22 protein-coding genes, 1 tRNA gene and 1 riboswitch are annotated in these 21,165 nt (G+C 65.2%); of the genes, 7 read left to right on the top strand and 16 right to left on the bottom strand.

The features are described 5' to 3' along the window. The first annotated feature begins 84 nt into the window (after positions 1-84). A tRNA-Lys gene (locus A3A9_RS0106600) sits at positions 85-160 on the top strand. On the opposite strand, the gene A3A9_RS43875 is transcribed toward A3A9_RS0106600, so the two are convergent. The 8 genes from A3A9_RS43875 to A3A9_RS0106640 all read right to left on the bottom strand — a co-directional run bounded on the left by A3A9_RS43875 (position 139) and on the right by A3A9_RS0106640 (position 6,979). After that, positions 139-333 carry a hypothetical protein gene (locus A3A9_RS43875; RefSeq protein WP_152536074.1) on the bottom strand — a complete coding sequence of 65 codons (195 nt, stop codon included), beginning with the start codon at positions 331-333 and terminating at the stop codon, positions 139-141. The two genes, A3A9_RS0106600 and A3A9_RS43875, sit on opposite strands and share 22 nt — an antisense overlap. A gap of 262 nt (positions 334-595) precedes the next feature. Beyond that, the gene (cobT, locus tag A3A9_RS0106610) at positions 596-1,606 is read right to left on the bottom strand and encodes a nicotinate-nucleotide--dimethylbenzimidazole phosphoribosyltransferase (RefSeq protein ID WP_027058072.1); all 1,011 of its coding nucleotides are present in this window, start codon (positions 1,604-1,606) and stop codon (positions 596-598) included. 49 nt (positions 1,607-1,655) lie between these two features. Next, the gene (cobS, locus tag A3A9_RS0106615; protein WP_027058073.1) at positions 1,656-2,435 is read right to left on the bottom strand and encodes an adenosylcobinamide-GDP ribazoletransferase; all 780 of its coding nucleotides are present in this window, start codon (positions 2,433-2,435) and stop codon (positions 1,656-1,658) included. 39 nt (positions 2,436-2,474) lie between these two features. Continuing rightward, positions 2,475-3,788 carry a cobyrinate a,c-diamide synthase gene (locus tag A3A9_RS0106620; protein WP_027058074.1) on the bottom strand — a complete coding sequence of 438 codons (1,314 nt, stop codon included), beginning with the start codon at positions 3,786-3,788 and terminating at the stop codon, positions 2,475-2,477. Continuing rightward, positions 3,785-4,603 (bottom strand): uroporphyrinogen-III C-methyltransferase, encoded by an 819-nt coding sequence (gene cobA / locus A3A9_RS0106625; RefSeq protein ID WP_027058075.1) that lies wholly within the window; start codon positions 4,601-4,603, stop codon positions 3,785-3,787. Before cobA ends, A3A9_RS0106620 begins: the two co-directional genes overlap by 4 nt. Further along, positions 4,600-5,364: a precorrin-4 C(11)-methyltransferase gene (gene cobM, locus A3A9_RS0106630; RefSeq protein WP_027058076.1), complete on the bottom strand. Its 765-nt coding sequence runs from the start codon at positions 5,362-5,364 to the stop codon at positions 4,600-4,602. The genes cobA and cobM overlap by 4 nt, the downstream gene beginning before the upstream one ends. Continuing rightward, positions 5,361-5,747, bottom strand: a complete 387-nt coding sequence (locus A3A9_RS0106635; RefSeq protein WP_027058077.1) for a cobalamin biosynthesis protein — start codon at positions 5,745-5,747, stop codon at positions 5,361-5,363. Before A3A9_RS0106635 ends, cobM begins: the two co-directional genes overlap by 4 nt. Next, positions 5,744-6,979, bottom strand: a complete 1,236-nt coding sequence (locus tag A3A9_RS0106640; RefSeq protein ID WP_027058078.1) for a bifunctional cobalt-precorrin-7 (C(5))-methyltransferase/cobalt-precorrin-6B (C(15))-methyltransferase — start codon at positions 6,977-6,979, stop codon at positions 5,744-5,746. Before A3A9_RS0106640 ends, A3A9_RS0106635 begins: the two co-directional genes overlap by 4 nt. Position 6,980: 1 nt before the next feature. Between A3A9_RS0106640 and A3A9_RS0106645 the strand changes: the two genes are divergently transcribed. Further along, complete coding sequence (locus A3A9_RS0106645) at positions 6,981-7,748, top strand: cobalt-precorrin-6A reductase (RefSeq protein ID WP_027058079.1); 768 nt, start codon at positions 6,981-6,983, stop codon at positions 7,746-7,748. On the opposite strand, the gene A3A9_RS0106650 is transcribed toward A3A9_RS0106645, so the two are convergent. The 8 genes from A3A9_RS0106650 to A3A9_RS0106685 form a co-directional block, all read right to left on the bottom strand. Continuing rightward, positions 7,712-8,476, bottom strand: a complete 765-nt coding sequence (locus A3A9_RS0106650; protein ID WP_027058080.1) for a precorrin-3B C(17)-methyltransferase — start codon at positions 8,474-8,476, stop codon at positions 7,712-7,714. The genes A3A9_RS0106645 and A3A9_RS0106650 overlap by 37 nt on opposite strands. Further along, on the bottom strand, positions 8,473-9,231 hold the full coding sequence (locus A3A9_RS0106655) for a precorrin-2 C(20)-methyltransferase (RefSeq protein ID WP_027058081.1): 759 nt from the start codon (positions 9,229-9,231) through the stop codon (positions 8,473-8,475). Before A3A9_RS0106655 ends, A3A9_RS0106650 begins: the two co-directional genes overlap by 4 nt. Beyond that, the gene (locus tag A3A9_RS0106660; RefSeq protein WP_027058082.1) at positions 9,228-9,860 is read right to left on the bottom strand and encodes a precorrin-8X methylmutase; all 633 of its coding nucleotides are present in this window, start codon (positions 9,858-9,860) and stop codon (positions 9,228-9,230) included. Before A3A9_RS0106660 ends, A3A9_RS0106655 begins: the two co-directional genes overlap by 4 nt. Positions 9,861-9,862: 2 nt before the next feature. Then, positions 9,863-11,356: a precorrin-3B synthase gene (cobG, locus tag A3A9_RS0106665; protein ID WP_027058083.1), complete on the bottom strand. Its 1,494-nt coding sequence runs from the start codon at positions 11,354-11,356 to the stop codon at positions 9,863-9,865. Then, positions 11,353-14,886 (bottom strand): cobaltochelatase subunit CobN, encoded by a 3,534-nt coding sequence (locus A3A9_RS0106670; protein WP_027058084.1) that lies wholly within the window; start codon positions 14,884-14,886, stop codon positions 11,353-11,355. Before A3A9_RS0106670 ends, cobG begins: the two co-directional genes overlap by 4 nt. An 18-nt stretch (positions 14,887-14,904) precedes the next feature. Continuing rightward, a complete protein-coding gene (gene cobW, locus A3A9_RS0106675; RefSeq protein WP_027058085.1) occupies positions 14,905-15,957 on the bottom strand; it encodes a cobalamin biosynthesis protein CobW in 1,053 nt (350 codons plus the stop codon). Continuing rightward, positions 15,954-16,388, bottom strand: a complete 435-nt coding sequence (locus A3A9_RS0106680; protein WP_027058086.1) for a DUF1636 family protein — start codon at positions 16,386-16,388, stop codon at positions 15,954-15,956. The genes cobW and A3A9_RS0106680 overlap by 4 nt, the downstream gene beginning before the upstream one ends. A 40-nt stretch (positions 16,389-16,428) precedes the next feature. Beyond that, positions 16,429-16,634: riboswitch (cobalamin riboswitch) on the bottom strand. A gap of 29 nt (positions 16,635-16,663) precedes the next feature. Then, positions 16,664-17,863, bottom strand: a complete 1,200-nt coding sequence (locus A3A9_RS0106685) for a winged helix-turn-helix domain-containing protein (RefSeq protein WP_027058087.1) — start codon at positions 17,861-17,863, stop codon at positions 16,664-16,666. A gap of 320 nt (positions 17,864-18,183) precedes the next feature. Between A3A9_RS0106685 and A3A9_RS0106690 the strand changes: the two genes are divergently transcribed. The 5 genes from A3A9_RS0106690 to A3A9_RS0106710 are packed head-to-tail and all read left to right on the top strand — an operon-like array spanning position 18,184 to position 21,164. Then, entirely contained in the window at positions 18,184-18,549 is a 366-nt protein-coding gene (locus tag A3A9_RS0106690) for an NADH-quinone oxidoreductase subunit A (protein WP_010910112.1), read from the top strand. Further along, complete coding sequence (locus A3A9_RS0106695; protein ID WP_027029571.1) at positions 18,540-19,121, top strand: NuoB/complex I 20 kDa subunit family protein; 582 nt, start codon at positions 18,540-18,542, stop codon at positions 19,119-19,121. Before A3A9_RS0106690 ends, A3A9_RS0106695 begins: the two co-directional genes overlap by 10 nt. 4 nt (positions 19,122-19,125) lie before the next feature. Beyond that, positions 19,126-19,731 carry an NADH-quinone oxidoreductase subunit C gene (locus tag A3A9_RS0106700; protein ID WP_027058088.1) on the top strand — a complete coding sequence of 202 codons (606 nt, stop codon included), beginning with the start codon at positions 19,126-19,128 and terminating at the stop codon, positions 19,729-19,731. Between the two features lie 9 nt (positions 19,732-19,740). After that, on the top strand, positions 19,741-20,931 hold the full coding sequence (locus A3A9_RS0106705) for an NADH-quinone oxidoreductase subunit D (RefSeq protein WP_027029569.1): 1,191 nt from the start codon (positions 19,741-19,743) through the stop codon (positions 20,929-20,931). Continuing rightward, the gene (locus A3A9_RS0106710; RefSeq protein ID WP_027058089.1) at positions 20,928-21,164 is read left to right on the top strand and encodes a hypothetical protein; all 237 of its coding nucleotides are present in this window, start codon (positions 20,928-20,930) and stop codon (positions 21,162-21,164) included. Before A3A9_RS0106705 ends, A3A9_RS0106710 begins: the two co-directional genes overlap by 4 nt. Position 21,165 lies beyond the last annotated feature (1 nt).

The following is a 21,165-nucleotide window of genomic DNA, read 5'->3' on the forward strand; positions in this document are numbered from 1 at the left end:
TGTCGGGAAATGACTCCGGCAGGGCTGGACATGACGGATGGTGGCGGCTATATGCCCGCCAACGCCGGTTTTTGCCGGCCGAGTGGGTGCGTAGCTCAGTTGGTAGAGCAGCTGACTCTTAATCAGCGGGTCCACAGTTCAATCCTGTGCGCACCCACCAAATTCTTCGAAAATTGGTGGAAAGACCCTGAGATAGGGAAACCGAGGTGGCTCATCGAAGGTGAGCCATTGGCGTTCAAAGGCGACTATTGCCGCGCCCAAAAACGCGGCCCAGAAACCTGCCGAATCGAAAAGCGATACCACCGTTTGCGCTGCCGCGTCCTTCGACGTCACCGCCGGCCTTTCCTCCTGAAAAATCGCTGATGAGCCACCAGAAGAAAATCAAGAACAGAACCAGGATCCCGGTGTCGATCGGGCCGTAGGCGGAGTAGCCGCTACGCCAGAGTACACCGGCGCATATAGTAGCGATACTTGCAGCAGCAGCGACTGGATGAAGCTTTCTCATCCCGCAAGTCTATTGGAGAATCGCCGGGAACGAAAGATGTCGTCTTTGCGGGGCAGTCTTTCCCGCTGCACCCGCCGGAAAGTCCCCTGATTACTTATCCGACACGCCTGCCTCAGCAAAGCTTGCCATGCCCGCATGGCACTCCAGCGCCGAGCGGACGATGTTGACGGCCAGACAAGCGCCGGAGCCTTCGCCGAGCCGCATGCCGAGATCGAGCAGCGGCGGCAGGTTGAGCGCTTCGAGCAGGCCGCGATGGCCCGATTCGGCGGAGACATGGGCCGCGATGGTGTGGGCGAGGCCGGTCGGGTGCAGCTTGGCCAGCGGTGCGGCGGCGGCGGTGCAGACGAAGCCGTCGAGCAGCACGGGTATCCCAAGATGACGGGCGGCGAGCGTCGCGCCGAAGATGGCGGCGAGTTCGCGGCCGCCGAGGGCAGCGGCAATGCCCAGTGGATCGGCGAGGGCCGCGGCGTGGCGCTTCAGGCCGGCTTCTATTGCCGTCACCTTGCGCTTCAGGCCGGCATCGTCGACACCGGTGCCGCGGCCGGTCCATTTTTCCGCGCCACCGCCAAACAGCGCTGCTGAAATGGCCGCAGCCGGCGTGGTGTTGCCGATGCCCATTTCGCCGAAGCAGATCAGGTCGAGATCATCAGTTACCGCGTCATAGCCGGCTGAGACAGCGGCGAGGAAGGCCGTCTCGTCCATAGCCGGCACTTGGGTGAAGTCGCCCGTGGGATGGTCGAGGTCGAGCGGGATAACGTCGAGTTCGGCGCCGGCGATGCGTGCGAGCTGGTTGATGGCGGCGCCGCCGCCGGCGAAATTCGCCACCATCTGCACGGTCACTTCCGAAGGGAAGGCCGACACGCCTTGCGCGGTGACGCCGTGATTGCCGGCGAAGACGAAAACCTTCACCCGGTCGAGTTTCGGCATGTCGCGGCCCTGCCAGCGCGCCAGCCAGGCCGCAATGGTTTCCAGCCGGCCGAGGCTGCCTTGCGGCTTGGTCAACGTGTCCTGGCGGTCGGCAACCGCCTTTGCAGCGGTATCGCTGCCGGCGGGCAGATCGAGGCACGCGGCGCGCAGTTCATCAAGGGATTTGAAGGGCATGGGGGCAAGGTCTCCGGAAGGGAATCAAGGGGAATCAGGCCAAAGGGAATCAAGAGAGTGCAACGGAAGCGACGAGCAGCACGGCGATTTCGCTCACTTGCTGCAAGGCGCCGATCGTGTCGCCGGTCTGGCCGCCGATCTGGTTGAGGCAAAGGGCATGGAAGGCGGCAAACAGCAGGCCAAGCAGGATGAGCGCGGCAATGGCGCCGCCGGGCCCAAGCAGGAGGAGCGGGATCGCGCCAAGCACGGCGCCGGCGATTGCCGTTTCAAGCAAGACGGTGCCGGCGCCGGCCGAGAGGCCGTCGTCGCGCGCCGGCGGCAATAGATGCATGAAGGCGCCGAGCACGCCACGCGAAGCCGTGTGGGCGGCTACGAGAGCGAAAAGGGCTTGCGTCGGGTCGACCAGTTGCGACAGCGCGCTCCAGCGGATCAGCAGCGACAGCGCCAGCGCCATGGCGCCATAGGCGCCAATACGGCTGTCGCGCATGATGTCCAGCTTGCGGCCACGCGATTTGCCGCCGCCAAAACCGTCGGCGACATCCGACAACCCGTCCTCATGCAGGCAGCCGGTGGTGAGCACGGTTGCCACAAGGGCAAGGGCGGCGGCCGGCGCCATGGCAAGGCCAAACCGTTCCGCCGTGGCAAAGGCGATGGCGCCGATCAGGCCGACGACGAGGCCGGCAATGGGGGCGGCCCAGATCGCGGCGGCGAGGCTGCGGCCGCGAAAATCGAAGACGGGGAGCGGCAGCCTTGTGAAGAACACGAGGCAGAGCGCCACATCGTCGAGGATTTGGCGAGGCGAAAGGGTCAAGCTCCGGAGTTTGAGCATGATCTCCGAAAATCGATTGCCAGTTTTCGGCATCTAGCTCTAGCCCCTCGCGATGGCGTGGAAGAAAGTGCCACTAACATGGCCGCGCCGGTAGCCGGAAGCGCCAATCGGATTGCCCTGGCCATCGGCGAGGTCGGCCAGAGGCTCGTCATTGCCGGTGGCCGTCATCTGCGCATAGTGGAATTCATGGCCGCGAATGAGCGCGCCCTGCAGGCCCAGCGGGCAGTCGGCGCGCAGCCGTGCCTCGCGATAGCCGAGATTCATCTTGCGCTTGGCAAAGCTGGTGGAATGGCCAAGCAGGCCGAGCATGCGGTGCGTTTCGCCGGAGGCCTCTTCCAGCGCTTCGCCAAGCACCATGAAGCCGCCGCACTCGCCATGGATCGGTTTCTTCGCCGCGAAATGCCCCATTCCAGCTTTGAAAGTCTCTGCTGCTGCGAGCTTGCCGGCGTGAAGCTCGGGATAGCCGCCGGGCAGCCAGCAGACATCGCAATCCTGGTCGGGCGCCTCGTCGGCGAGCGGCGAGAACGGGACAAGTTCCGCGCCGGCCTTGCGCCAGTAAGCGGCGACATGCGGGTAGAGGAAGGTGAAGGCGGCATCCTCGGCCAGCGCGATACGTTGGCCTGGCGGCCGCAGCGCATCGGCGAAGCCGCCTGCTGCAGGCCCAAGGGGCGTCGCCAGCGCCATGATAGCATCGAGGTCGAGCGACTTTTCCGCCATGTCGGCCAGCCGGTCGAGATGTGCCATGAGGTCATCATATTCGCCGGCCTGGACAAGGCCGAGATGGCGCTCGGGCAGGTTCAGGGTGGGGTCACGCAGGATGGCGCCGACGACGGGCAGGCCGAGCGCTTCGATGGCCTCGCTGCACAGTTTGCGATGGCGCTCGCTGCCCAGCCGGTTGAGCACGACACCGGCCATGCCGACTTCAGGATCGTAGGTGGCAAAGCCCTTGGCGACGGCGGCCGCCGTGGTTGACTGGCCGGAAACGTCGAGCACCAAAAGCACCGGCAGCCCGTAGAGTCGGGCGAGATCGGCGGCGGAGCCTGTGCGTCCCGGCGCGGCCGGAATGCCGTCGAACAGGCCCATGGCGCTTTCGAGGATGACGAAATCGGTGTCGTCGGCCTGTTGCGCGGCCAGTGCGTTGAGCAGCGATGGCGGCATCGCCCAGCTGTCGAGGTTGACGCCGGACAGGCCGGTGGCAGCGGTGTGGAAGCCGGGGTCGATATAGTCGGGACCGGATTTGGCGCCGCGCACTTTCAGGCCGCGCCGGGTCAGTGCGCGCAAAATGCCGATGGTGACGCTGGTCTTGCCCGAGCCGGAGCGCGGTGCACCGATGATGATGGCCCGTGCCGTCATGCTTGCCCAATCAATGCCGCGCGCATGGCGACGATGCCGCCGATGACGATCAGTGCTGGTGAGGCGAGGCCTGCTGCTGCGGCCTCCTCGGCAATAGTGGCAAGCGTGGCGACAACGATTCGTTCCTGTGTCGTGGTCGCGGCAACGATCACCGCCGCTGGCGTCGATGGCGCCAGGCCGCCATCAAGCAGGGCCGTGGCAATAAGGGGCAGATTGGCCATGCCCATATAGACCACGACGGGCTGACCGGTGCGGGCGATCGCGCCCCAGTCGATATCGTCATCGGTACCTGCGGCATGGCCAGTCGCCAGGATCACCGCCTTGTTGATGCCGCGCATGGTGGCCGGAATGCCGGTCGCGGCGAGCGCGCTGAGGCCCGATGTCAGGCCCGGCAGCACGCGGAATGGGATATTTTCACGCGCCAGTGCCAATGCCTCTTCGCCGCCACGGCCGAAAATATAGGGGTCGCCGCCCTTCAGCCTGACGATGCGGCGGCCGTCGCGCGCCAGGCGCACCAGCAGCGCGGTGATGTCGTCCTGCTTCATCGACGGTCTTCCGCCGCGCTTGCCGGCGAAAAACAGCTCGGCGTTTGCGGCGACGGCGACGACATCGGTCGAGACCAGTGCGTCGTAGACCAGCGCATCCGCCTCAGTCAGCGCCGCCAGCACTTCCAGCGTCAGGCAGCCGGGGTCACCCGGGCCGGCGCCGGCCAGCCAGACATGGCCGGGCTCAAGCGGGCGCGGCTTGAAGTTCAGCCGGGCGAGTGCCTGTTCGAGCGTGGCGTTTTCGCCTTTGTCTTTGGTGCTGCCGCTCACAATCCGTCCCGTCCGCGAAAACGCCTTTGGTAGTGGGCGTCGTACAATGAACTCTCGCCAAACCCTTCCGCCGCCAGCGAGCGGCCGACGAAGATGATCGCCGTGCGCTCCATCGGATCGGCGGCAAGCAGCGCTTCGATGGTCGCCAGCGTGCCGGTCAGCACGCGCTCATCCGGCCAGGAGGCGCGGAAGACGATCGCCACCGGGCAATCACTGCCATAGTGCGGCATCAGCTCGGCAACGACGCGATCGATGGCGTGGATGGCCAAATGGATGGCAAGCGTGGCGCCGGTGCGGCCGAAGCCAGCCAGCGTTTCGCCGGGTGGCATTTTTGAGGCGCGGCCGGAGATGCGAGTCAGCACCAGGCTTTGCGCTACTTCGGGAATGGTCAGTTCGCGGCGCAGTGCGGCCGCTGCAGCGGCGAAGGAGGGGACGCCGGGCGTCAGCGTGTAAGGGATGCCGTGCTTTTCCAGCCGGCGGATCTGCTCGGCAACCGCGCTCCACACCGATAGGTCGCCGGAATGCAGGCGCGCGACGTCATGGCCGGCCTTATGAGCGTCCAGATAGGCCGCCTCGATCTCGTCGAGCGACATCGGCGCGGTGTCGATCAATTTTGTTCCCGGCGCGCAGTGCTGCAGCAATTCGGGCGCGACGATCGAACCGGCATGCAGGCAGACCGGGCAGCTTGCCAGCAGCCTGGCGCCCCGCAGCGTGATGAGGTCGGCGGCGCCCGGACCGGCGCCGATGAAATGGACGGTCATTCGGCATCTCCGCTGATGGCGATGGCGCAGGTGACCGGGCCGAGCACGGTGCGCGGGCCAAGCAGTTTTGCACCCGCGCCGGCAGCCGCAAGGGCGGATGCTTCGGAAACCGAAGGTGTGCCTGCCAGTTTCTGTGAGAGGCTGGAGCTGCTGAGCGTGCGCGGCGAGGCGGCCAGAAGCGCTGCGTCATCGACGATGATGACCGGAAGGTTGAGCGCGCGGCCAGCGGCAGCGATCGCGTCTTCATCCTTCTTGAGCGCGGGGGTCGCCAATGCCGAAAGAGCCGTCATCGAAAGCCCATGCATTTCGAGAGCGGTCTCTATCGCGGCGAGCACATCTTCAACGCTCACACCTTTTCGGCTGCCGATACCCGCGACCATCATGGCTTCACCCAGCTCCATTGGGTGACCGGCATGGCCGGCCGCCAGGCCTGCATCGAGCCGACTGGAGAGCCGCGGGAGATGTTAATCCGGGTGAGATCGCCGCCCAGTTTTGTGTGCTGGGCGAGAAGCAGGGCTTCCATCTCCAGCGTCACCGCATTGGCGACGAGCCGGCCACCAGGGCGCAGCGCCTTGATGGCGGCCTTCAACACGCCGGTGTCGCTGCCGCCGCCGCCGATGAAAATCGCGTCCGGCATATCAAGCCCGGCGAGCGCCTTGGGCGCGCTGCCTTCTACCACGACAAGCCCGGGAACCCCGCAGGCGGACGCGTTGTGGCCAATGCGGACAGCGCGGGTCGGGTCGGCTTCGATGGCGATGGTGCGCATCGAGGGGTGGGCGAGCATCCATTCGATGCCGATGGAGCCAGAGCCGGCGCCGATATCCCACAGCAATTCGCCGCGCCTCGGCGCCAGCGCCGACAGCGTGACAGCGCGAATCTCGCGCTTGGTGATCTGGCCGTCATGGTCGAAGAGATGGTCGGCCAAGCCAGCCGTGAGCGGCATCACGCGGGCCTGCGGGCTAGAATCAATCTCGATCGCCAGCACGTTGAGCGGATTGATGTTTTCGAGATCGAACGCATCGGCGCGGGTGGAGCGTTGGTTTTCGTTCGTCCCGCCAAGAGCCTCAAGGATCGTCAGCCGCGATGCGCCGAAATCGAGTTCGGTGAGCAGGCGGGCAATGGCCGCGGGCGCTTCGGCATCGGATGTCAGCGCCAATATGCGCGCATTCGGCTGCAGCAGCGGCCGGATCAGGTCAAGCGGCCGGCCATGCAGCGAGACGGTCTCGATGTCCTGCAGCGCCCAGCCCAGGCGAGCGGCCGCCAGCGAAACGGCTGATGGTGCCGGGATGACATGCATGTCCCGCGGCTTGACCTTGCGGGCGAGGGTGGCGCCGACGCCGTGGAAGAAGGGATCGCCGGAGGCGAGCACGCAGACTTTGCTGCCGGCAAGCGCCAGCACGTCACGCATCTCGGCGTCGAAAGGAACAGGCCACGGTCGGGCCTCGCCCTTGGCGAAGGAAGCGACCAGCGCCAGGTGCCGCTTGCCGCCGAAGATGAATGCCGCACTGGCAATCCGCTGCTTGGCCTCGTCGCCGAGACCCGCTAAACCGTCCTCGCCGATGCCAACGACTGTCAGCCATCTCTGGTTGGCGCCGCGCGAACCCTCAGCAGGCATGATGACCCACCGCATTCTGATCCTCGGCGGCACCACGGAAGCCCGGCAACTGGCGGCCAGGTTGGCTATCCGCGCGGATTTCTCCGTCACGCTGTCGCTGGCGGGGCGCACTGAAAACCCGGTCGCGCAAAATGTGCCGACAAGGGTCGGCGGCTTTGGCGGTGCTGGCGGGCTGGCGGCCTATCTCAACGATATGCGGATCGACCTGCTGATCGATGCCACGCATCCCTATGCGGCGCGGATTTCGGCCAATGCCGCGCAAGCGGCACGCATGGCTGGTGCGCCGATTTTCGCCTTGCGGCGCCCCGGCTGGGAGCCTGTAGAGGGGGATCGCTGGTCGGAGGTAGATACGGTTGGCGATGCTGTGCAAGCGCTGAGCGCCAGGCCGCGTCGCATTTTCCTGGCGCTGGGACGGCAAGAGGTCGCCGCGTTCGAGGCAGCGCCCCAGCACCATTATCTCATTCGCAGCGTCGATCCTGTCGAGCCGAAGCTGGCGGTGCCCGATGCCGACTATCTGCTGTCGCGCGGGCCGTTTCGCGAGGACGACGAACGCACGCTGCTCGAAAACCACCGCATCGATGTCGTCGTGTCCAAGAACAGCGGCGGCGCGGCGACCTACGGCAAGATTGCCGCTGCGCGGGCGCTTGGCATCGACGTGATCATGGTCCGCAGGCCCGTCCTGCCGGAGGTGACCTCGGCTGAAACCGTCGAAGCGTTGGCCGCGATGATCGATCATTTTGTCGAACCCGCCGCCGAGCGTGGCGTGTAGACCAGCGCCGGTTTGTCGCCGCGCTTGATGATCCGGGTTTCCGGCGAGCCGATGATGATGCAGGTCGCCATGTCGGCCTTTTCAGCTTCGACATCAGCCAGCAGATAGACCTCGATGCGCTCGTCCGGGCGGCCGGCGGCGCGGCCGAAGATGACCGGCGTTGTGCCGGGCAGGATCGCGGTCAGGCATTCGAAGGCGCGGCCGAGCTGCCAGGGGCGAGCCTTGCTGATCGGATTGTAGAGCGCGATGACGAAGCCGGCGCCGGCTGCTGCCAACAGGCGCAACTCGATCAGGTCCCAGGGCTTCAGATTGTCGGACAGCGAGATGGCGCAGAAATCATGGCCGAGCGGGGCGCCGATGCGGGCGGCGACCGCCAGCATGGCGGTGATGCCGGGCACCACGGCGACATCGACCGCGCGCCATTCAGCCGGACCGGCCTCGATCGCCTCGCAGACGGCGGCTGCCATGGCAAAGACACCGGGATCGCCACCGGAGACCACGGCGACGTCATAGCCCTCGGCTGCCTTGATCAAGGCATCCTTGGAGCGGGCGAGCTCTTCTCGGTTATCGGAGGCGACACGGGTTTGATCCGGGCGCAGCTCCAGCCGGTCGAGATAGGGCTTGTAGCCATAGAAGAATTTGGCTTCCGACACGGCGCGGCTGGCTTCCGGTGTGACCTGATCGGTATTGCCGGGCCCGAGGCCGATGACTGTGAGACGGCCGCTCATGCCTGCGCTCCAAGAGCGCCGGGGCGGCCGGACCAGCCGGCGACCAGCACGATGGCGAAGTAGGGCGCCTTGTCGTCCTGCTTGTCGGCGAGCTTCATCGAGACGCTGCCGGCCATGGTGCCGCGCTCGACGTAGACAGCGCGCGCCAGCTTGCCGGTGGCTTCCAGCGCCCGCCTGATCTTGGGCAGGTTGCGGCCGACCTTCATGATGACGGCAGCATCGGTATCTGCGAGGCGACGCGTCAGTTCGAATTCGCTCATCGTGCCGGGCAAAACCGTCAGCACGTCGTCGCCCTGGACGATCGGCACCCCGGTCTGCGACCAGCAGCCAGACATGGCGGTGACTCCGGGAATGACCTCGGTCGGAAAGCGATGCGCGAGACGCACATGCAGATGCATGTAGGAGCCGTAGAACAGCGGATCGCCTTCGGACAGGACGGCAACCATCCTGCCGGCTTCGAGGTGTTCGGCGACCTTTTCGGCCGACTCTTCATAGAAACCGGTGATCTGCGAGCGGTAGTCGTCGTGATCCCTAGCGATTTCGGTGGTGACGGGATAGAGCAGTGGCAACTCCAGCATGTCTGGGCGGAAGCGCGCTTCGACGATGGCGCGCGCATTGCTGTTGTTGCCGCGCTTGGCGAAATAGGCAACGACATCGGCCTCTGCCAAGGCCCGCGCGGCCTTCAGTGTCAACAGTTCGGGGTCGCCCGGACCAGTGCCGACGCCGACGAGACGGCCTTTCGGGAGCGCGTTCACAGGCCCGGCCTCGCCAGCGAATTGAGCGCGGCGGCGGTCATGGCGCTGCCGCCGAGCCGGCCGCGCACGATGGCATAGGGCACGCCATAAGAATTCTCGGCCAGCGCATCCTTGGATTCGGCAGCGCCGACGAAGCCGACCGGCATGCCGATGATGGCCGCCGGCTTCGGCGCGCCGTCGCGCAATTTTTCCAGGAGATAGAACAGCGCGGTCGGTGCATTGCCGATGGCGACGACGGAGCCGGCCATGCGCTCGCCCCACAGGTCGATCGCGGCAGCCGACCGGGTATTTCCGATCTCCCTGGCGATGTCATGCGTGCGCGGGTCGCGCAAGGTGCAGATCACCTCGTTGCCTGCCGGCAGGCGGGCGCGGGTGACGCCATGCGAGACCATTTCCGCATCGCAGAAGATCGGCGCACCGGCCGCCAGAGCGGCGCGGGCGGCGGCAACGAAATCGGGGGAGAAGGCGAAATGGCTTGATGCTTCGACCTGGCCGCAGGCGTGGATCATGCGGATGGCGACATCGGCCTCGGCTTCCGAGAAGCGCGTGAGATCAGCCTCGGCGCGGATGATGGCGAAGGAGCGCTCGTAGATCGCCGTGCCGTCGTGGATATAGTCGTAGGCGGCCATGCTCATTTCCGTTTTTCAGTTTGGGCCTGTCGGTAAGCCTCGGCGATTGCCGCCGGCCCGAGCCTTGTCAGGCAGTGGGCGGCGGTCTCGCCTTGATATCGTGCGTTGCGGATCACTGCCGCGACGCGACTGACACCGCGCGCGGCGTCATAGCCCGGCCTGTAGCCGGCAGGAAGGGCCTTTGCCGTCGCGTTCACGACAAGTCCGGCTCCATTTTCGCCGCCGACGATCGTCAGCGCCGCCGGGCCTGGATGCGCGCAGCCCTTGGCACAGCCGGAAATGTGCAGGGTGAAGTCGAGAATGTCGGCGTTTTCGGCTGCAATCGTCTCGGCGATGTCGCGCGTGGCGATGTGGCCGGAGGCGCAGGCCGGAGCGCCGGGGCAGGCCGCGATGCGCGTGCGCGGGTCGGCAGGGTCGGTGACGAAGCCGAGGGTGGCGGCGGTGTGCTGGAGGGGCTGGTTTGTGTCCGCCGGCTGGCCGAGGAAAAGCAGGGCGCGGCTTGGTGCGAGGCGGATTTCGGTCGTGCCGAGGGCGAGGGCGCTTTGGGCGAGGGCGATGATGTTGTCGGCCGGCATGCTGCCGTAAGGGAGGCCGATGCCGAGGGTGAAAATGTCGCCGGCTAAGGAGAAAAGGCCGATAGGTTTGCGGGAGGCGCCCCCCTCTGTCCTGCCGGACATCTCCCCCTCAAGGGGGGAGATCGGCAGCTTCGACGCCGGCTTTCCCCTAACAACATCGGAGATTGGCGAGACCGTTAGGGACAGCGTAATCTCCCCCCTTGAGGGGGAGATGTCCGGCAGGACAGAGGGGGGCGCCTGGGGCAGGCTCGTCAAGCACAGCCAACCTGCCAGAGAAACCAACTGCCGCTCCGACAAATCCCTCGCATGTGCCTCACGGCCTTTTTCAGCAACCATCCTGAGTGCGGCGACGGCAATGTCTCTCGCGGCATCCGCGTCTACCTTTGCCAGTACCTTCGCGTTTGGGCCGTCGCCGGCAACCGATACGCTCCAAACGATGCCGTTGTCGGCTCGCATCGCCTCCAGCCGCACATCCGCCGTCACCGCATCCAGCGTCAGTTGCCCGCCACCATCGACAACCAACGAAACCTTCGGCCCGAGCCGCTGTGTCAGCCCGGCTTCCTCGATCGCCACCCTGATCCGCTCAGCCAGCGGCCGGGGATCGGCGATCTCCTGCGGGTCGATGCCCGCCAGTGGACCGGTCTCGACCAGCACGCCGGTGCGCACGGCAATGCCCAACGCATCGACCTCCGCCGCCAGCAGTGCAGCGCTTTCCGCCGTCAGTCCGCGTATCTGCAGGCTGCCGCGCGCCGTGACTTCCATGATGCCGTTGCCATGCCGCAAGGCGGATTCGGCCAGCCCGATCAACAGCTTCGGCGACAGCCCCCCAGCGACCGGGTTCAGCCGCACCAACAGGCCATCGCCGGTCTGCATCGGCGCCGACAAAGCCGGGCAGGCGCCGCGTCGCGAGAAGGCGTTCATGCCGCGACCCCGAGCGCCTCGGCCTCGACAATCAGCGCTGCAAGATCGTCGTCGATGGAATTGCGCAGGGGATGCCAGAGGCCGCGTCGGCGCGCCGACAGGAAACGCTCGGCAATGATTTTCGCGGCTGCAGGATTCTCGCGCAGGATGAAAGCGCGGACCAAGGGATCGCCGACATAGGCGTCGTGCACGGCCTCGATCAGTGAACCCGATATGGCATGGGTGGTTTCGGCGAAGCCGACCAGCCGGTCGACCGTCTCGGCGAATTCGGAGGCGCCGCGCGGGCCGTGGCGCATCTGGCCAGCGATGAATCGGGCATTGACCGCGCGCGCCCGCACCACCCGCGATACGGCTTCGCCGACCGAACGGGGCTTGGGCTTTTGCGGATCCGTCGTGTCGAGCACGATGACGTCGGCATTCCGGCCCAGCGCCGCAAGAGCGGCCGAAAAGCCGCCGATGAAAGCGACGTCGGCAGAGCCTTCCAGGATATCGCGGCCAGGATCGTCGCCGGTGTGGACGAGAAGGTCGGCCTCGGCGATGCGGGTTTCAAAGGCGCCGGGGGAGGCGATGCCTTCGCCCTCGGCGCCGCCATAGGCATGCGAGGTGGCGTCGAGATAGGTGCGGCCGATCTCTTCGCGCGCGCCCCAGTCGCCGCTCGACAACAGATCCTCGACGCCGGCGCCATAGGTGCCGGGCGAGGTGCCGAAAATGCGCGGGCTGATCTTGCCGTCCGCGCGGGTTTTGGCGGCGAGCGGGTTTTCCGAATCCTCTTCGTCGCGTGCGGAAACGGCGTTGGCGGCGGCATCGATCAGCGCGATCTGGGTCGGGAACATGTCGCGGAACAGGCCCGATATGCGCCAGGTGACGTCAATGCGCGGGCGGCCGAGGGTGGCCGGCGGCAGCACCTCGATGCCGGTGATGCGGCCGGTGGCGGCATCCCATTGCGGCCGGCATCCCATCAGCGCCAGGCCTTGAGCGATCTCCTCGCCGCCGGTGCGCAGCGAGGCCGAGCCCCAGAGGTCGATGACCAGCGAGCGTGGCCAGTCGCCATGCGATTGCATATAGCCGCGCACCACTTCTTCCGCCGCTGCCTTGCCCAGATCATAGGCGGTGGGCGTCGGCATGGTGCGCGGGTCCGAGGTGAACAAGTTGCGGCCGGTGGGCAGGACATCGGAGCGGCCACGTGCCGGGGCGCCTGCCGGACCGGCCTTGACGTGACGTCCATCGAGCGCGGCCAGCAGCGCGGTCTTTTCGGCCTCGGCGCTTTGGACGCGCATGGCGTCGGGTTCGCCCTCGGGCGCGCGGCCATAGATGTGCAGCCCGTCCTTGATGGCGAAATCCTTGAGGTCGCAGAGCCAGGCGTCGATGCGGCGCAGCGCCTCGTCGGGTGCGTCGGTCCTGGCGACGCCGGCTTCAGAAGCGAGGCCCGTCTTTTGCGCAGTCTCGACAATCAGTTTCGCCAGACGGTCGCGGCGACGGCGGTCGAGGCCGTCGGCCTGGGCGTATTCGTCGACCAGGCGTTCAAGTCTGTGCTGGTTTTCGTCGAGCCCAGCGCCGGTCAGCGGCGGCGGCAGATGGCCAAGCGTAACGGCGGCGATGCGCCGCTTGGCCTGCGCGGCCTCGCCGGGGTTGGAGACGATGAAGGGATAGATGACGGGTAATCCACCGGTGACGATCTCGGGAAAGCAGTTTTGCGAGAGTGCAACCGTCTTGCCGGGCAGCCATTCCAGCGTGCCGTGGGCGCCGACATGGACCAGGGCGTGGATGCCGAGCGATTTGCGCAACCACAGGCCAAAGGCGAGCAGGGCGTGGCGCGGGGGGAGCGTCGGATCGTGGTAGTCGGCGCGGCGATCGGCGGAGCGGCCACGGTCGGGGGCGAGGGCGACGGTAATGTTGCCGAAGGTGGCGGCGCGGAAGGGGAAGTGCCTTTTGCTTGATAGCGAAGGCTGGCGCGAGGCGCGCCCCTCTGTCCTGCCGGACATCTCCCCCACAAGGGGGGAGATTGCGCCCTTATCTCCGCTTTCGCCAATCTCCAACGATGCGAGAGGGGGCGAAGCGCTGAAGCTGCCAATCTCCCCACCTGTGGGGGAGATGTCCGGCAGGACAGAGGGGGGCGCCTCGCGCAACCCTGTCTCGTCTTCTGCCTTGCCCCAAGCTGCTTCGACCACAGCGACTGCCGCAGTCGGCAACTCTGTCGAGAAGGCAATATAGTTGTCTAAAGTCAGTCCACTATCGCTCCGCTCCAGCAAATCCAGTAGCGCACGCGGCGATTGCGGAATCCCCTCAACGCCATAGCCCTGTTCCTTCAGGTCATGCAGCATCGCCAGCACGCTGGACGGCACATCGAGGCCGACCGCATAGCCGGTGCGGCCAGGCGCGCTCGGATAATCCGGGATCAGGATGGCTAGTTTCCGCTCGGTGCGGTGGGTCTCCTGCAGCTTGATGAACGCCGCCAAACGATCCGCCACCTGCGCCACGCGATCCGGTTCCGGCCGGTTGGCGAAAGCGCGGTGGCCAAGCGCCGGATCAACCTCGCTTTCACCCTTGAAGGAAATGGCGCCGGCGAGGATGCGGCCGTCGAGTTCGGGCAGCACGACATGCATGGCGAGGTCGGCGGGCGCCAGGCCGCGCTGGTTGTTTTCCCAGACGTCGCGGCGGGTGGTGGCGACGATGACCTGGAAGACGGGCACGCCGGCGCGGTCGAACAGGGTTTCGACGCCCGGTTCGGCACCGGAGGCGAAAGCGGTCGCGGTGATGATGGCGGCGGGGTTGAGCGCGGCCAGCGCGGTCTCGACGAAGGCCAGCGAGGTTGGGTCCTTGAGGCTGGAGACGAAGATGGGGACCGGAAGCATGCCGCGCAGCTTCATTGCTTCAACGAGCGCGTCGATGGGGGCGACATCGGCGGCGAGCAGCATGGAACGATAGAACAGGATTGGCACAACCTTTCCTTCCCCCTCGAGGGGAAGGGCGACGCCGCCGCGTGTGGGCTCGTAGTAGCCTGCTTTTGGCACGCTGACCGGCTCGGTCGCCGCTCCGTCGGACCCCGACAACCCGGCCAGTCTCTGCACCAGCGCGCTCATATTCGCCGGGCCGCCCTGGCGGAAATAGCCGAGCAGGCCGTCCAATTCCTCGCGCGGCAGCGTCGAGGCTTCGATCAGGCGGAGATCCTCGTCGCGGCATTCGCCGGGCAGCAGCGCCAGCTTTATGCCGCGTTCACGGGCGACCGAGGCAAGCTGGTCGCAGCCGTAGCGCCACCAGTCATAGCCGCCGAGGATGCGGACCATTATGATTTTGGCGTGGCGCGCCACACTGTCGATCCAGAGGTCGACCGACATGGGATGGCGCAGGTCGCGCAATGCCGACAGCCGCATCGAGGGCAGGCGGGCGGCATCCGCCTTCCATGCGGCCGCAAGGCCGGCGAGGTCGCTGTCGGTAAAGGACAGGGCCACGATATCCGCCGGCGTCTGCCGCAGATCGACCGGCTCGGCGAGATCGTCGAGCGAGGCGGACGTGGTGGCGAGTATGTGCATTGCGGCTCGTGGTTGGCTTCAGCCGGCGAGTATAGCTTCGATTGCCGGCCGGTTCAGCCCCTTGAGGCCAATGACGACGAGACGCGAGCGGCGATCGTCCTCGGCCGTCCAGGCGCGGTCATAATAATGATTGACGCGCGGCCCGACGGCCTGCAGCAAAAGCCGCATCGGCTTGCCGCCGACTTCGACGAAACCCTTCACACGCAGCACGTTTTCCTGTTCGGCGGCGGTGGCGACGCGCTTTGCCAGATCATCGGGATTAGCGATCGAGGGAATGTCGACGATGAAGGTGTCGAAGTCGTCATGCTCGTGGTCGAAGGCGCCGTCATGGTGGGACTTGCGGTTCTCGATGTCGTCCTCGACGGCGAGCCCGAGCCCGAGCAGCACGGAGGGATCGACCTTGCCATGCGACGTCGGCACGATTTTTACTGCGCGTGCGGAATGTTCATTGATAATGGCGTTGGCGCGGGCCGAACCGGCGGCGTCCATCAGGTCGCTCTTCGAGAGGATGATCAGGTCGGCACAGGCGATCTGGTCTTCAAACACCTCTTCGACCGGGTCGTCATGGTCGAGTGAGTCGTCGGCAGTCCTCTGCGCCTGCAGGGCGTCCATGTCGTTGGCGACGCGGCCTTCGGCCAGCGCCGGGCCGTCGACCACGGCGATGACGCCGTCGACGGTCACGCGGCTCTTCACGCTTGGCCACTGGAAAGCCTGGACCAGCGGCTTGGGCAAAGCGAGGCCCGAGGTTTCGATCAGGATGTGGTCGACTTTCGGCGTCAGCGACAGGATCTTGTCCAGCGCCGGCACGAAATCGTCGGCCACGGTGCAGCAGATGCAGCCATTGGCCAGTTCGACGATGTTTTCCTCCGGACAGGTGTCGATGCCGCAGCCTTTGAGGATTTCGCCGTCAATGCCGATGTCGCCAAACTCGTTGACGATGATCGCAATGCGCTTGCCGCCGGCGTTTTCGAGGAGATGGCGGACCAGCGTCGTCTTGCCGGCGCCGAGGAAGCCGGTGACAACGGTGCAGGGTACACGGGAGAGATTGCCGGCCGGATTTGGAGCGCTCATGGTTGGTCCTTCAGCATGTCGAGAGGTGGAATACGCGCCACGAGGCCGCGCTTGAGGGAATCCGGCCGGCCGCGCCATGGAATGAGGCCATCGGTCGAGGTGGCGAAGAGTTTTGCGCCGGTGATGAGGTCGGGGCCGCTGGTCAAGGTCAGGTCGCCGAAGACATAGCTCCAGCAGCCGTCGCGCAGGATCGCGGCGCTGAGGCGGCGCTTGCAATTGCCGAGACATTCGACCGTGCGGACGCGGATATTGTCGGCCGCTGCGGCGCGGCGCGTATCTTCGGCCAAAAGTTCGCCGGCGCGGGGATGCGCGTCGGAGCCGGCCTCATTGCGGCAGGAGGCGCAGACGATCACGGTGACGCCGGCCAAGGCATCGCGGTCCTCAGACGCATTGTCCGCTGTGCCAGCCGAAAAACTGCTGTTCTGGTCCAAAAAACCGGGCTCCTTGCCCGGAAACCCGCCGGGCGATCGGATTCTTCTGTCGCAGACGGCAGGTCTCCTGGCTCGCGGGTCATCGCCTTGGATAGCCGCCTTCCCGGGAACCTCCCAGTGGCTTTCGGCCTTGGCTCTTCGCTTACAGTTGCGGGGACAGCCGCGGATTTGAGATCGAAATCCCGCACCGCATTCCCTCTTAGCCCTTGCCGTTGTGGGCAGGGGACCGTCTGGACCGGATTTAGGCTTTTGCGGGTGGCGGTGTCAACGCGGGGTCACGACACCGCGATGTCGGCCAGCGCCGGACCCAAACCACCGGCAGGCGTCACTTCCATGCGTTCAAGGCCGAGCCAGCCCTGCATCTGCTTCAATTCCTCGAAGAGCTGAGCCGCCGTTTCAGGCGGTGCGCCGGGTTCGGGGTAAGCGGCATGGACGCGCAGGACGCTTGCCGGCCGGTCGGCCCTCAGGTCGACGCGCGCCACGATCTTGTCGCCGAGCAGGAAGGGCAGGACGTAATAGCCATATTGGCGCTTTTCGGCGGGGGTGTAGATTTCGATGCGGTAGTGGAACTTGAAGAGCCGTTCCGACCGCGACCGTTCGAAGACGACCGGGTCAAAGGGCACCAGCAACGCACGGGCCTCGATTTTCCGGGGCAGGCGGGCGTCTTTGTGAAGGTAAGCCGGCTTGTCCCAGCCCTCGACACGCACCGGGAGCAGCTCGCCCGACTCGACAAGTTCCTCCAGCCGGCCTTTCATGTCGGCCGGCGACAGGCGGAAATAGTCGCGCAGATCGCCTGATGTCGCGATGCCGTGGGCACGGGCCGAGATGCGCAGCAATTCGCGATGCGCGTCCTCGGCAGCCGGCACCGGCAGATCGAGGATCGCCTGCGGCAGCACGCGCTCGGGCAGGTCATAGAAGCGCTCGAAGCCACGACGGTGCGCGGTGGTGATGCGACCGGCCCAGAACAGCCATTCGAAGGCGTGCTTGGCGTGGCTCCAGCCCCACCAGCCGCCCGAACCCTTCTGGCCTTCCAGCGCCGAAGCGGCAATCGGGCCGCGTGCGACGACCTCGCGATAGATCTCTTCTATATAGGCGGTGTGCTCGCGACCCCATTTGGCCAGGCCGAGATACATTTCATCGCCTTGTTCGGCGCGCTGCATGCGCCAGCGCATCAGCGGGTAGGTCTCGACCGGCAGGAACGAAGCCTCATGCGCCCAATATTCAAAGACCGTGCGCTTGCGGGTGACGGCGGCATTGTCGAGCAGAGCGAGCGGGTAGGGGCCAAGCCGCGAATAGAGCGGCATGTAATGTGCGCGCACCACAGCGCTGACGGAATCGATCTGCAGCAGGCCGGTGCGCGAGAGCACCCGGGCGAAGTGGCGTCGATCGGGCGTGCTGGCGGGGCGGGGATCGAGAAACCCTTGAGCGGCGAGCGCGATGCGCCGGGCCATGGGGAGCGAGATCTTTTCCTTCATTCGGATGCGACTCTAGGGAGGTTCTGATGGGTGATTCCAGGCCATGCTAGCAGGGTTTTGGCGGCAACCATGTCAGGAGACAAAAGTGGAGTAAAAAGCGAAGGAAATCAAACAGGAGCCGATCGGACCAGTTTGACGCGACATGCCGTCCAGGCTGCTGTTTTGAACAAGGTTTGACTTGCTTCGCTGGAAGTGCTGCGCTAACCCTCGCCGCGTTGCAGCATAGGCTCCTAAAACGGTTCAGCGGTTAAACTGTCACGCTTCCGCATTAAGGTCCGGTGCTGTAATCAAAGTGGATTGGCTCCAACGGAAAGCCGAGCATGAACGCACTTCTCAGTTCGTACCTGCCCATCGTCCTGTTCATCGGCGTGGCGCTGGTCGTTGGCCTGGCGCTGCTGGCCGCACCCTTTCTGGTGGCGTACCGCAACCCCGATCCCGAAAAGCTTTCCGCCTACGAGTGCGGTTTCAACTCGTTCGACGACGCCCGCATGAAATTCGACATCCGCTTCTATCTGGTGTCGATCCTGTTCATCATCTTCGATCTGGAAGTGGCCTTCCTGTTTCCCTGGGCCGTGTCCTTCTCGAAGATCGGTATGCTTGGCTTCTGGTCGATGATGGTGTTTTTGGCAGTGCTGACCATCGGCTTTGCCTATGAATGGAAAAAAGGAGCGCTGGAATGGGATTGAACGACAGTTCAGGTACCCTCGTCGCGCCGAAGCCCAAGGGCCTCATCGATCCCAACACCGGCCGGCCGGTGGGGGAGGACGATCCCTTCTTCCTCGAAATCAACAATGAGCTTGCCGACAAGGGCTTTCTCGTCACCTCGACGGAAGCGCTGATCACCTGGGCACGCAGCGGCTCGCTGATGTTCATGACCTTTGGTCTGGCCTGCTGCGCGGTCGAGATGATCCACACCTCGATGCCGCGCTACGATTCGGAGCGGTTCGGTGTCGCGCCGCGCGCGTCTCCGCGCCAGTCCGACATCATGATTGTCGCCGGCACGCTGACCAACAAGATGGCGCCAGCGCTGCGCAAGGTCTACGACCAGATGCCGGAGCCGCGCTACGTCATCTCGATGGGCTCGTGCGCCAATGGCGGCGGCTACTACCACTATTCCTATTCGGTGGTGCGCGGTTGCGACCGTGTGGTGCCGGTCGATATCTATGTGCCCGGCTGCCCGCCGAGCGCCGAAGCCCTGCTCTACGGCATTCTTCTCTTGCAGAAGAAGATCCGCCGCACCGGCACGATCGAACGGTAAAGCCATGGCCGCATCCCTTAGCGAACTGTCGACCTATCTCGGCGAGAAGCTGATCGGCCGCGTCAACGACGCGGCGATCGCCTTTGGCGAGCTCACCATCCATGTCGAGCCGCGCGACCTCATCGAAGTGGTGACCTTCCTGCGCGACGATGCGCGTTGCCAGTTCATTTCGATCATCGATGTCTGCGGCGCCGACTATCCGTCACGGGCCAAGCGCTTCGACGTCGTCTATCACCTGCTTTCGCCGAAACAGAATGTGCGCATCCGCGTCAAGGTTCTGGCCGACGAGGAGACGATGGTGCCGTCCATCACCGGCGTGTTCCCCGGCGCCGACTGGTTCGAGCGCGAGACCTACGATCTCTATGGCGTGCTGTTTTCGGGCCATCCCGATCTGCGCCGCCTGCTGACCGATTACGGTTTCGAAGGCCATCCGCTGCGTAAGGATTTCCCGCTGACCGGCTTTGTCGAGGTGCGCTACGACGACGAAGCCAAGCGTGTCATCTACGAGCCGGTGGAATTGAAGCAGGAATTCCGCAATTTCGATTTTCTTTCCCCTTGGGAAGGCACTGACTACGTGCTGCCCGGGGACGAAAAAGCCAAGACGAATTGAGGCGCCACAATGGCTGAAACCTCCGTCCGCAATTTCAACATCAATTTCGGGCCGCAGCACCCTGCGGCGCATGGTGTTTTGCGCCTCGTGCTGGAGCTGGACGGCGAGGTTGTCGATCGTGTCGATCCGCATATCGGGCTTTTGCATCGCGGCACGGAAAAGCTGATCGAGGCAAAAACCTATCTGCAGGCTGTGCCTTATCTCGACCGGCTCGACTATTGCGCGCCGATGAATCAGGAACACGCCTTTGCGCTGGCTGTCGAGCGGCTGCTCGGCATCGAGGTGCCGAGGCGCGGCCAGCTGATCCGCGTGCTTTATTGCGAGATCGGCCGTATCATGTCGCACATCCTCAATGTGACTACGCAGGCCATGGACGTCGGCGCGCTGACGCCGCCGCTGTGGGGCTTCGTCGAACGCGAAAAGCTGATGGTGTTCTATGAGCGTGCCTCCGGTTCGCGCATGCATGCCGCCTATTTCCGCCCCGGCGGCGTCCACCAGGACCTGCCGCGCCAGCTGGTCGAGGACATCGGCAAGTGGATCGACCCGTTCCTGAAGTCGATCGATGACCTCGATCGCCTGCTGACCGGCAACCGCATCTTCAAGCAGCGCAATGTCGATATCGGCATTGTTTCGCTGGCCGATGCCTGGGCCTGGGGTTTTTCCGGCGTCATGGTGCGCGGTTCGGGCGCGCCGTGGGACCTGCGCAAGTCGCAGCCCTATGAATGCTATTCGGAAATGGATTTCGACATTCCGATCGGCAAGAACGGCGACTGCTACGACCGTTACCTCGTGCGCATGGAAGAAATGCGCCAGTCGGCGCGGATCATGCGCCAGTGCATCGATCTGCTGCTCGGCAAGGAAAGCACCGGCCCGGTGTCGAACCTCGACGGCAAAATCGTGCCGCCGAAGCGCCAGGCGATGAAGCGCTCGATGGAAGCGCTGATCCATCACTTCAAGCTCTACACCGAAGGCTACCGCGTGCCGGCCGGAGAGGTCTATGCCGCCGTCGAGGCGCCGAAGGGCGAGTTCGGCGTCTATCTCGTCTCCGACGGCTCCAACAAGCCCTATCGCTGCAAGCTCCGGGCGCCCGGCTTCGCGCATCTGCAGGCGATGGATTTCCTCTGCCGCGGCCACATGCTGGCCGACGTCACCGCCGTTCTCGGCTCCCTCGACATCGTGTTTGGGGAGGTCGATCGATGAAACGCATTGCAATCGCAGCCCTGCTTACGGTTTCAGCCCTTTCGTCAGCCCACGCCGAGGGCACCACCGTCGATGCCTTGCTCAAGCAGGGTTTTGAGGTGAAGGCCGCAATCCCAAGCAATGCCGGCCCGGGCCTTGTCTTGCAAAAGGGTGATGCCGTGTTCATGTGCTTTGTCGCGGAGACCAAGACCTCCGGCGATATCGCCACGCAATATTGCAAGCCTGTTCACTAGG

Origin of the sequence: Mesorhizobium loti CJ3sym, from assembly GCF_000472785.1 — a bacterium.
Classification (GTDB): domain Bacteria; phylum Pseudomonadota; class Alphaproteobacteria; order Rhizobiales; family Rhizobiaceae; genus Mesorhizobium; species Mesorhizobium loti_E.

What these genes read in the sequence shown, in the direction of transcription:
- cobT (WP_027058072.1), bottom strand. Translation starts at nt 1,606, where the DNA reads ATGCCCTTCAAATCCCTTGATGAACTGCGCGCCGCGTGCCTCGATCTG.
- cobS (WP_027058073.1), bottom strand. Translation starts at nt 2,435, where the DNA reads ATGCTCAAACTCCGGAGCTTGACCCTTTCGCCTCGCCAAATCCTCGAC.
- A3A9_RS0106620 (WP_027058074.1), bottom strand. Translation starts at nt 3,788, where the DNA reads ATGACGGCACGGGCCATCATCATCGGTGCACCGCGCTCCGGCTCGGGC.
- cobM (WP_027058076.1), bottom strand. Translation starts at nt 5,364, where the DNA reads ATGACCGTCCATTTCATCGGCGCCGGTCCGGGCGCCGCCGACCTCATC.
- A3A9_RS0106635 (WP_027058077.1), bottom strand. Translation starts at nt 5,747, where the DNA reads ATGATGGTCGCGGGTATCGGCAGCCGAAAAGGTGTGAGCGTTGAAGAT.
- A3A9_RS0106640 (WP_027058078.1), bottom strand. Translation starts at nt 6,979, where the DNA reads ATGCCTGCTGAGGGTTCGCGCGGCGCCAACCAGAGATGGCTGACAGTC.
- A3A9_RS0106645 (WP_027058079.1), top strand. Translation starts at nt 6,981, where the DNA reads ATGACCCACCGCATTCTGATCCTCGGCGGCACCACGGAAGCCCGGCAA.
- A3A9_RS0106650 (WP_027058080.1), bottom strand. Translation starts at nt 8,476, where the DNA reads ATGAGCGGCCGTCTCACAGTCATCGGCCTCGGGCCCGGCAATACCGAT.
- A3A9_RS0106660 (WP_027058082.1), bottom strand. Translation starts at nt 9,860, where the DNA reads ATGGCCGCCTACGACTATATCCACGACGGCACGGCGATCTACGAGCGC.
- cobG (WP_027058083.1), bottom strand. Translation starts at nt 11,356, where the DNA reads ATGAACGCCTTCTCGCGACGCGGCGCCTGCCCGGCTTTGTCGGCGCCG.
- A3A9_RS0106670 (WP_027058084.1), bottom strand. Translation starts at nt 14,886, where the DNA reads ATGCACATACTCGCCACCACGTCCGCCTCGCTCGACGATCTCGCCGAG.
- cobW (WP_027058085.1), bottom strand. Translation starts at nt 15,957, where the DNA reads ATGAGCGCTCCAAATCCGGCCGGCAATCTCTCCCGTGTACCCTGCACC.
- A3A9_RS0106685 (WP_027058087.1), bottom strand. Translation starts at nt 17,863, where the DNA reads ATGAAGGAAAAGATCTCGCTCCCCATGGCCCGGCGCATCGCGCTCGCC.
- A3A9_RS0106690 (WP_010910112.1), top strand. Translation starts at nt 18,184, where the DNA reads ATGAACGCACTTCTCAGTTCGTACCTGCCCATCGTCCTGTTCATCGGC.
- A3A9_RS0106695 (WP_027029571.1), top strand. Translation starts at nt 18,540, where the DNA reads ATGGGATTGAACGACAGTTCAGGTACCCTCGTCGCGCCGAAGCCCAAG.
- A3A9_RS0106700 (WP_027058088.1), top strand. Translation starts at nt 19,126, where the DNA reads ATGGCCGCATCCCTTAGCGAACTGTCGACCTATCTCGGCGAGAAGCTG.
- A3A9_RS0106705 (WP_027029569.1), top strand. Translation starts at nt 19,741, where the DNA reads ATGGCTGAAACCTCCGTCCGCAATTTCAACATCAATTTCGGGCCGCAG.
- A3A9_RS0106710 (WP_027058089.1), top strand. Translation starts at nt 20,928, where the DNA reads ATGAAACGCATTGCAATCGCAGCCCTGCTTACGGTTTCAGCCCTTTCG.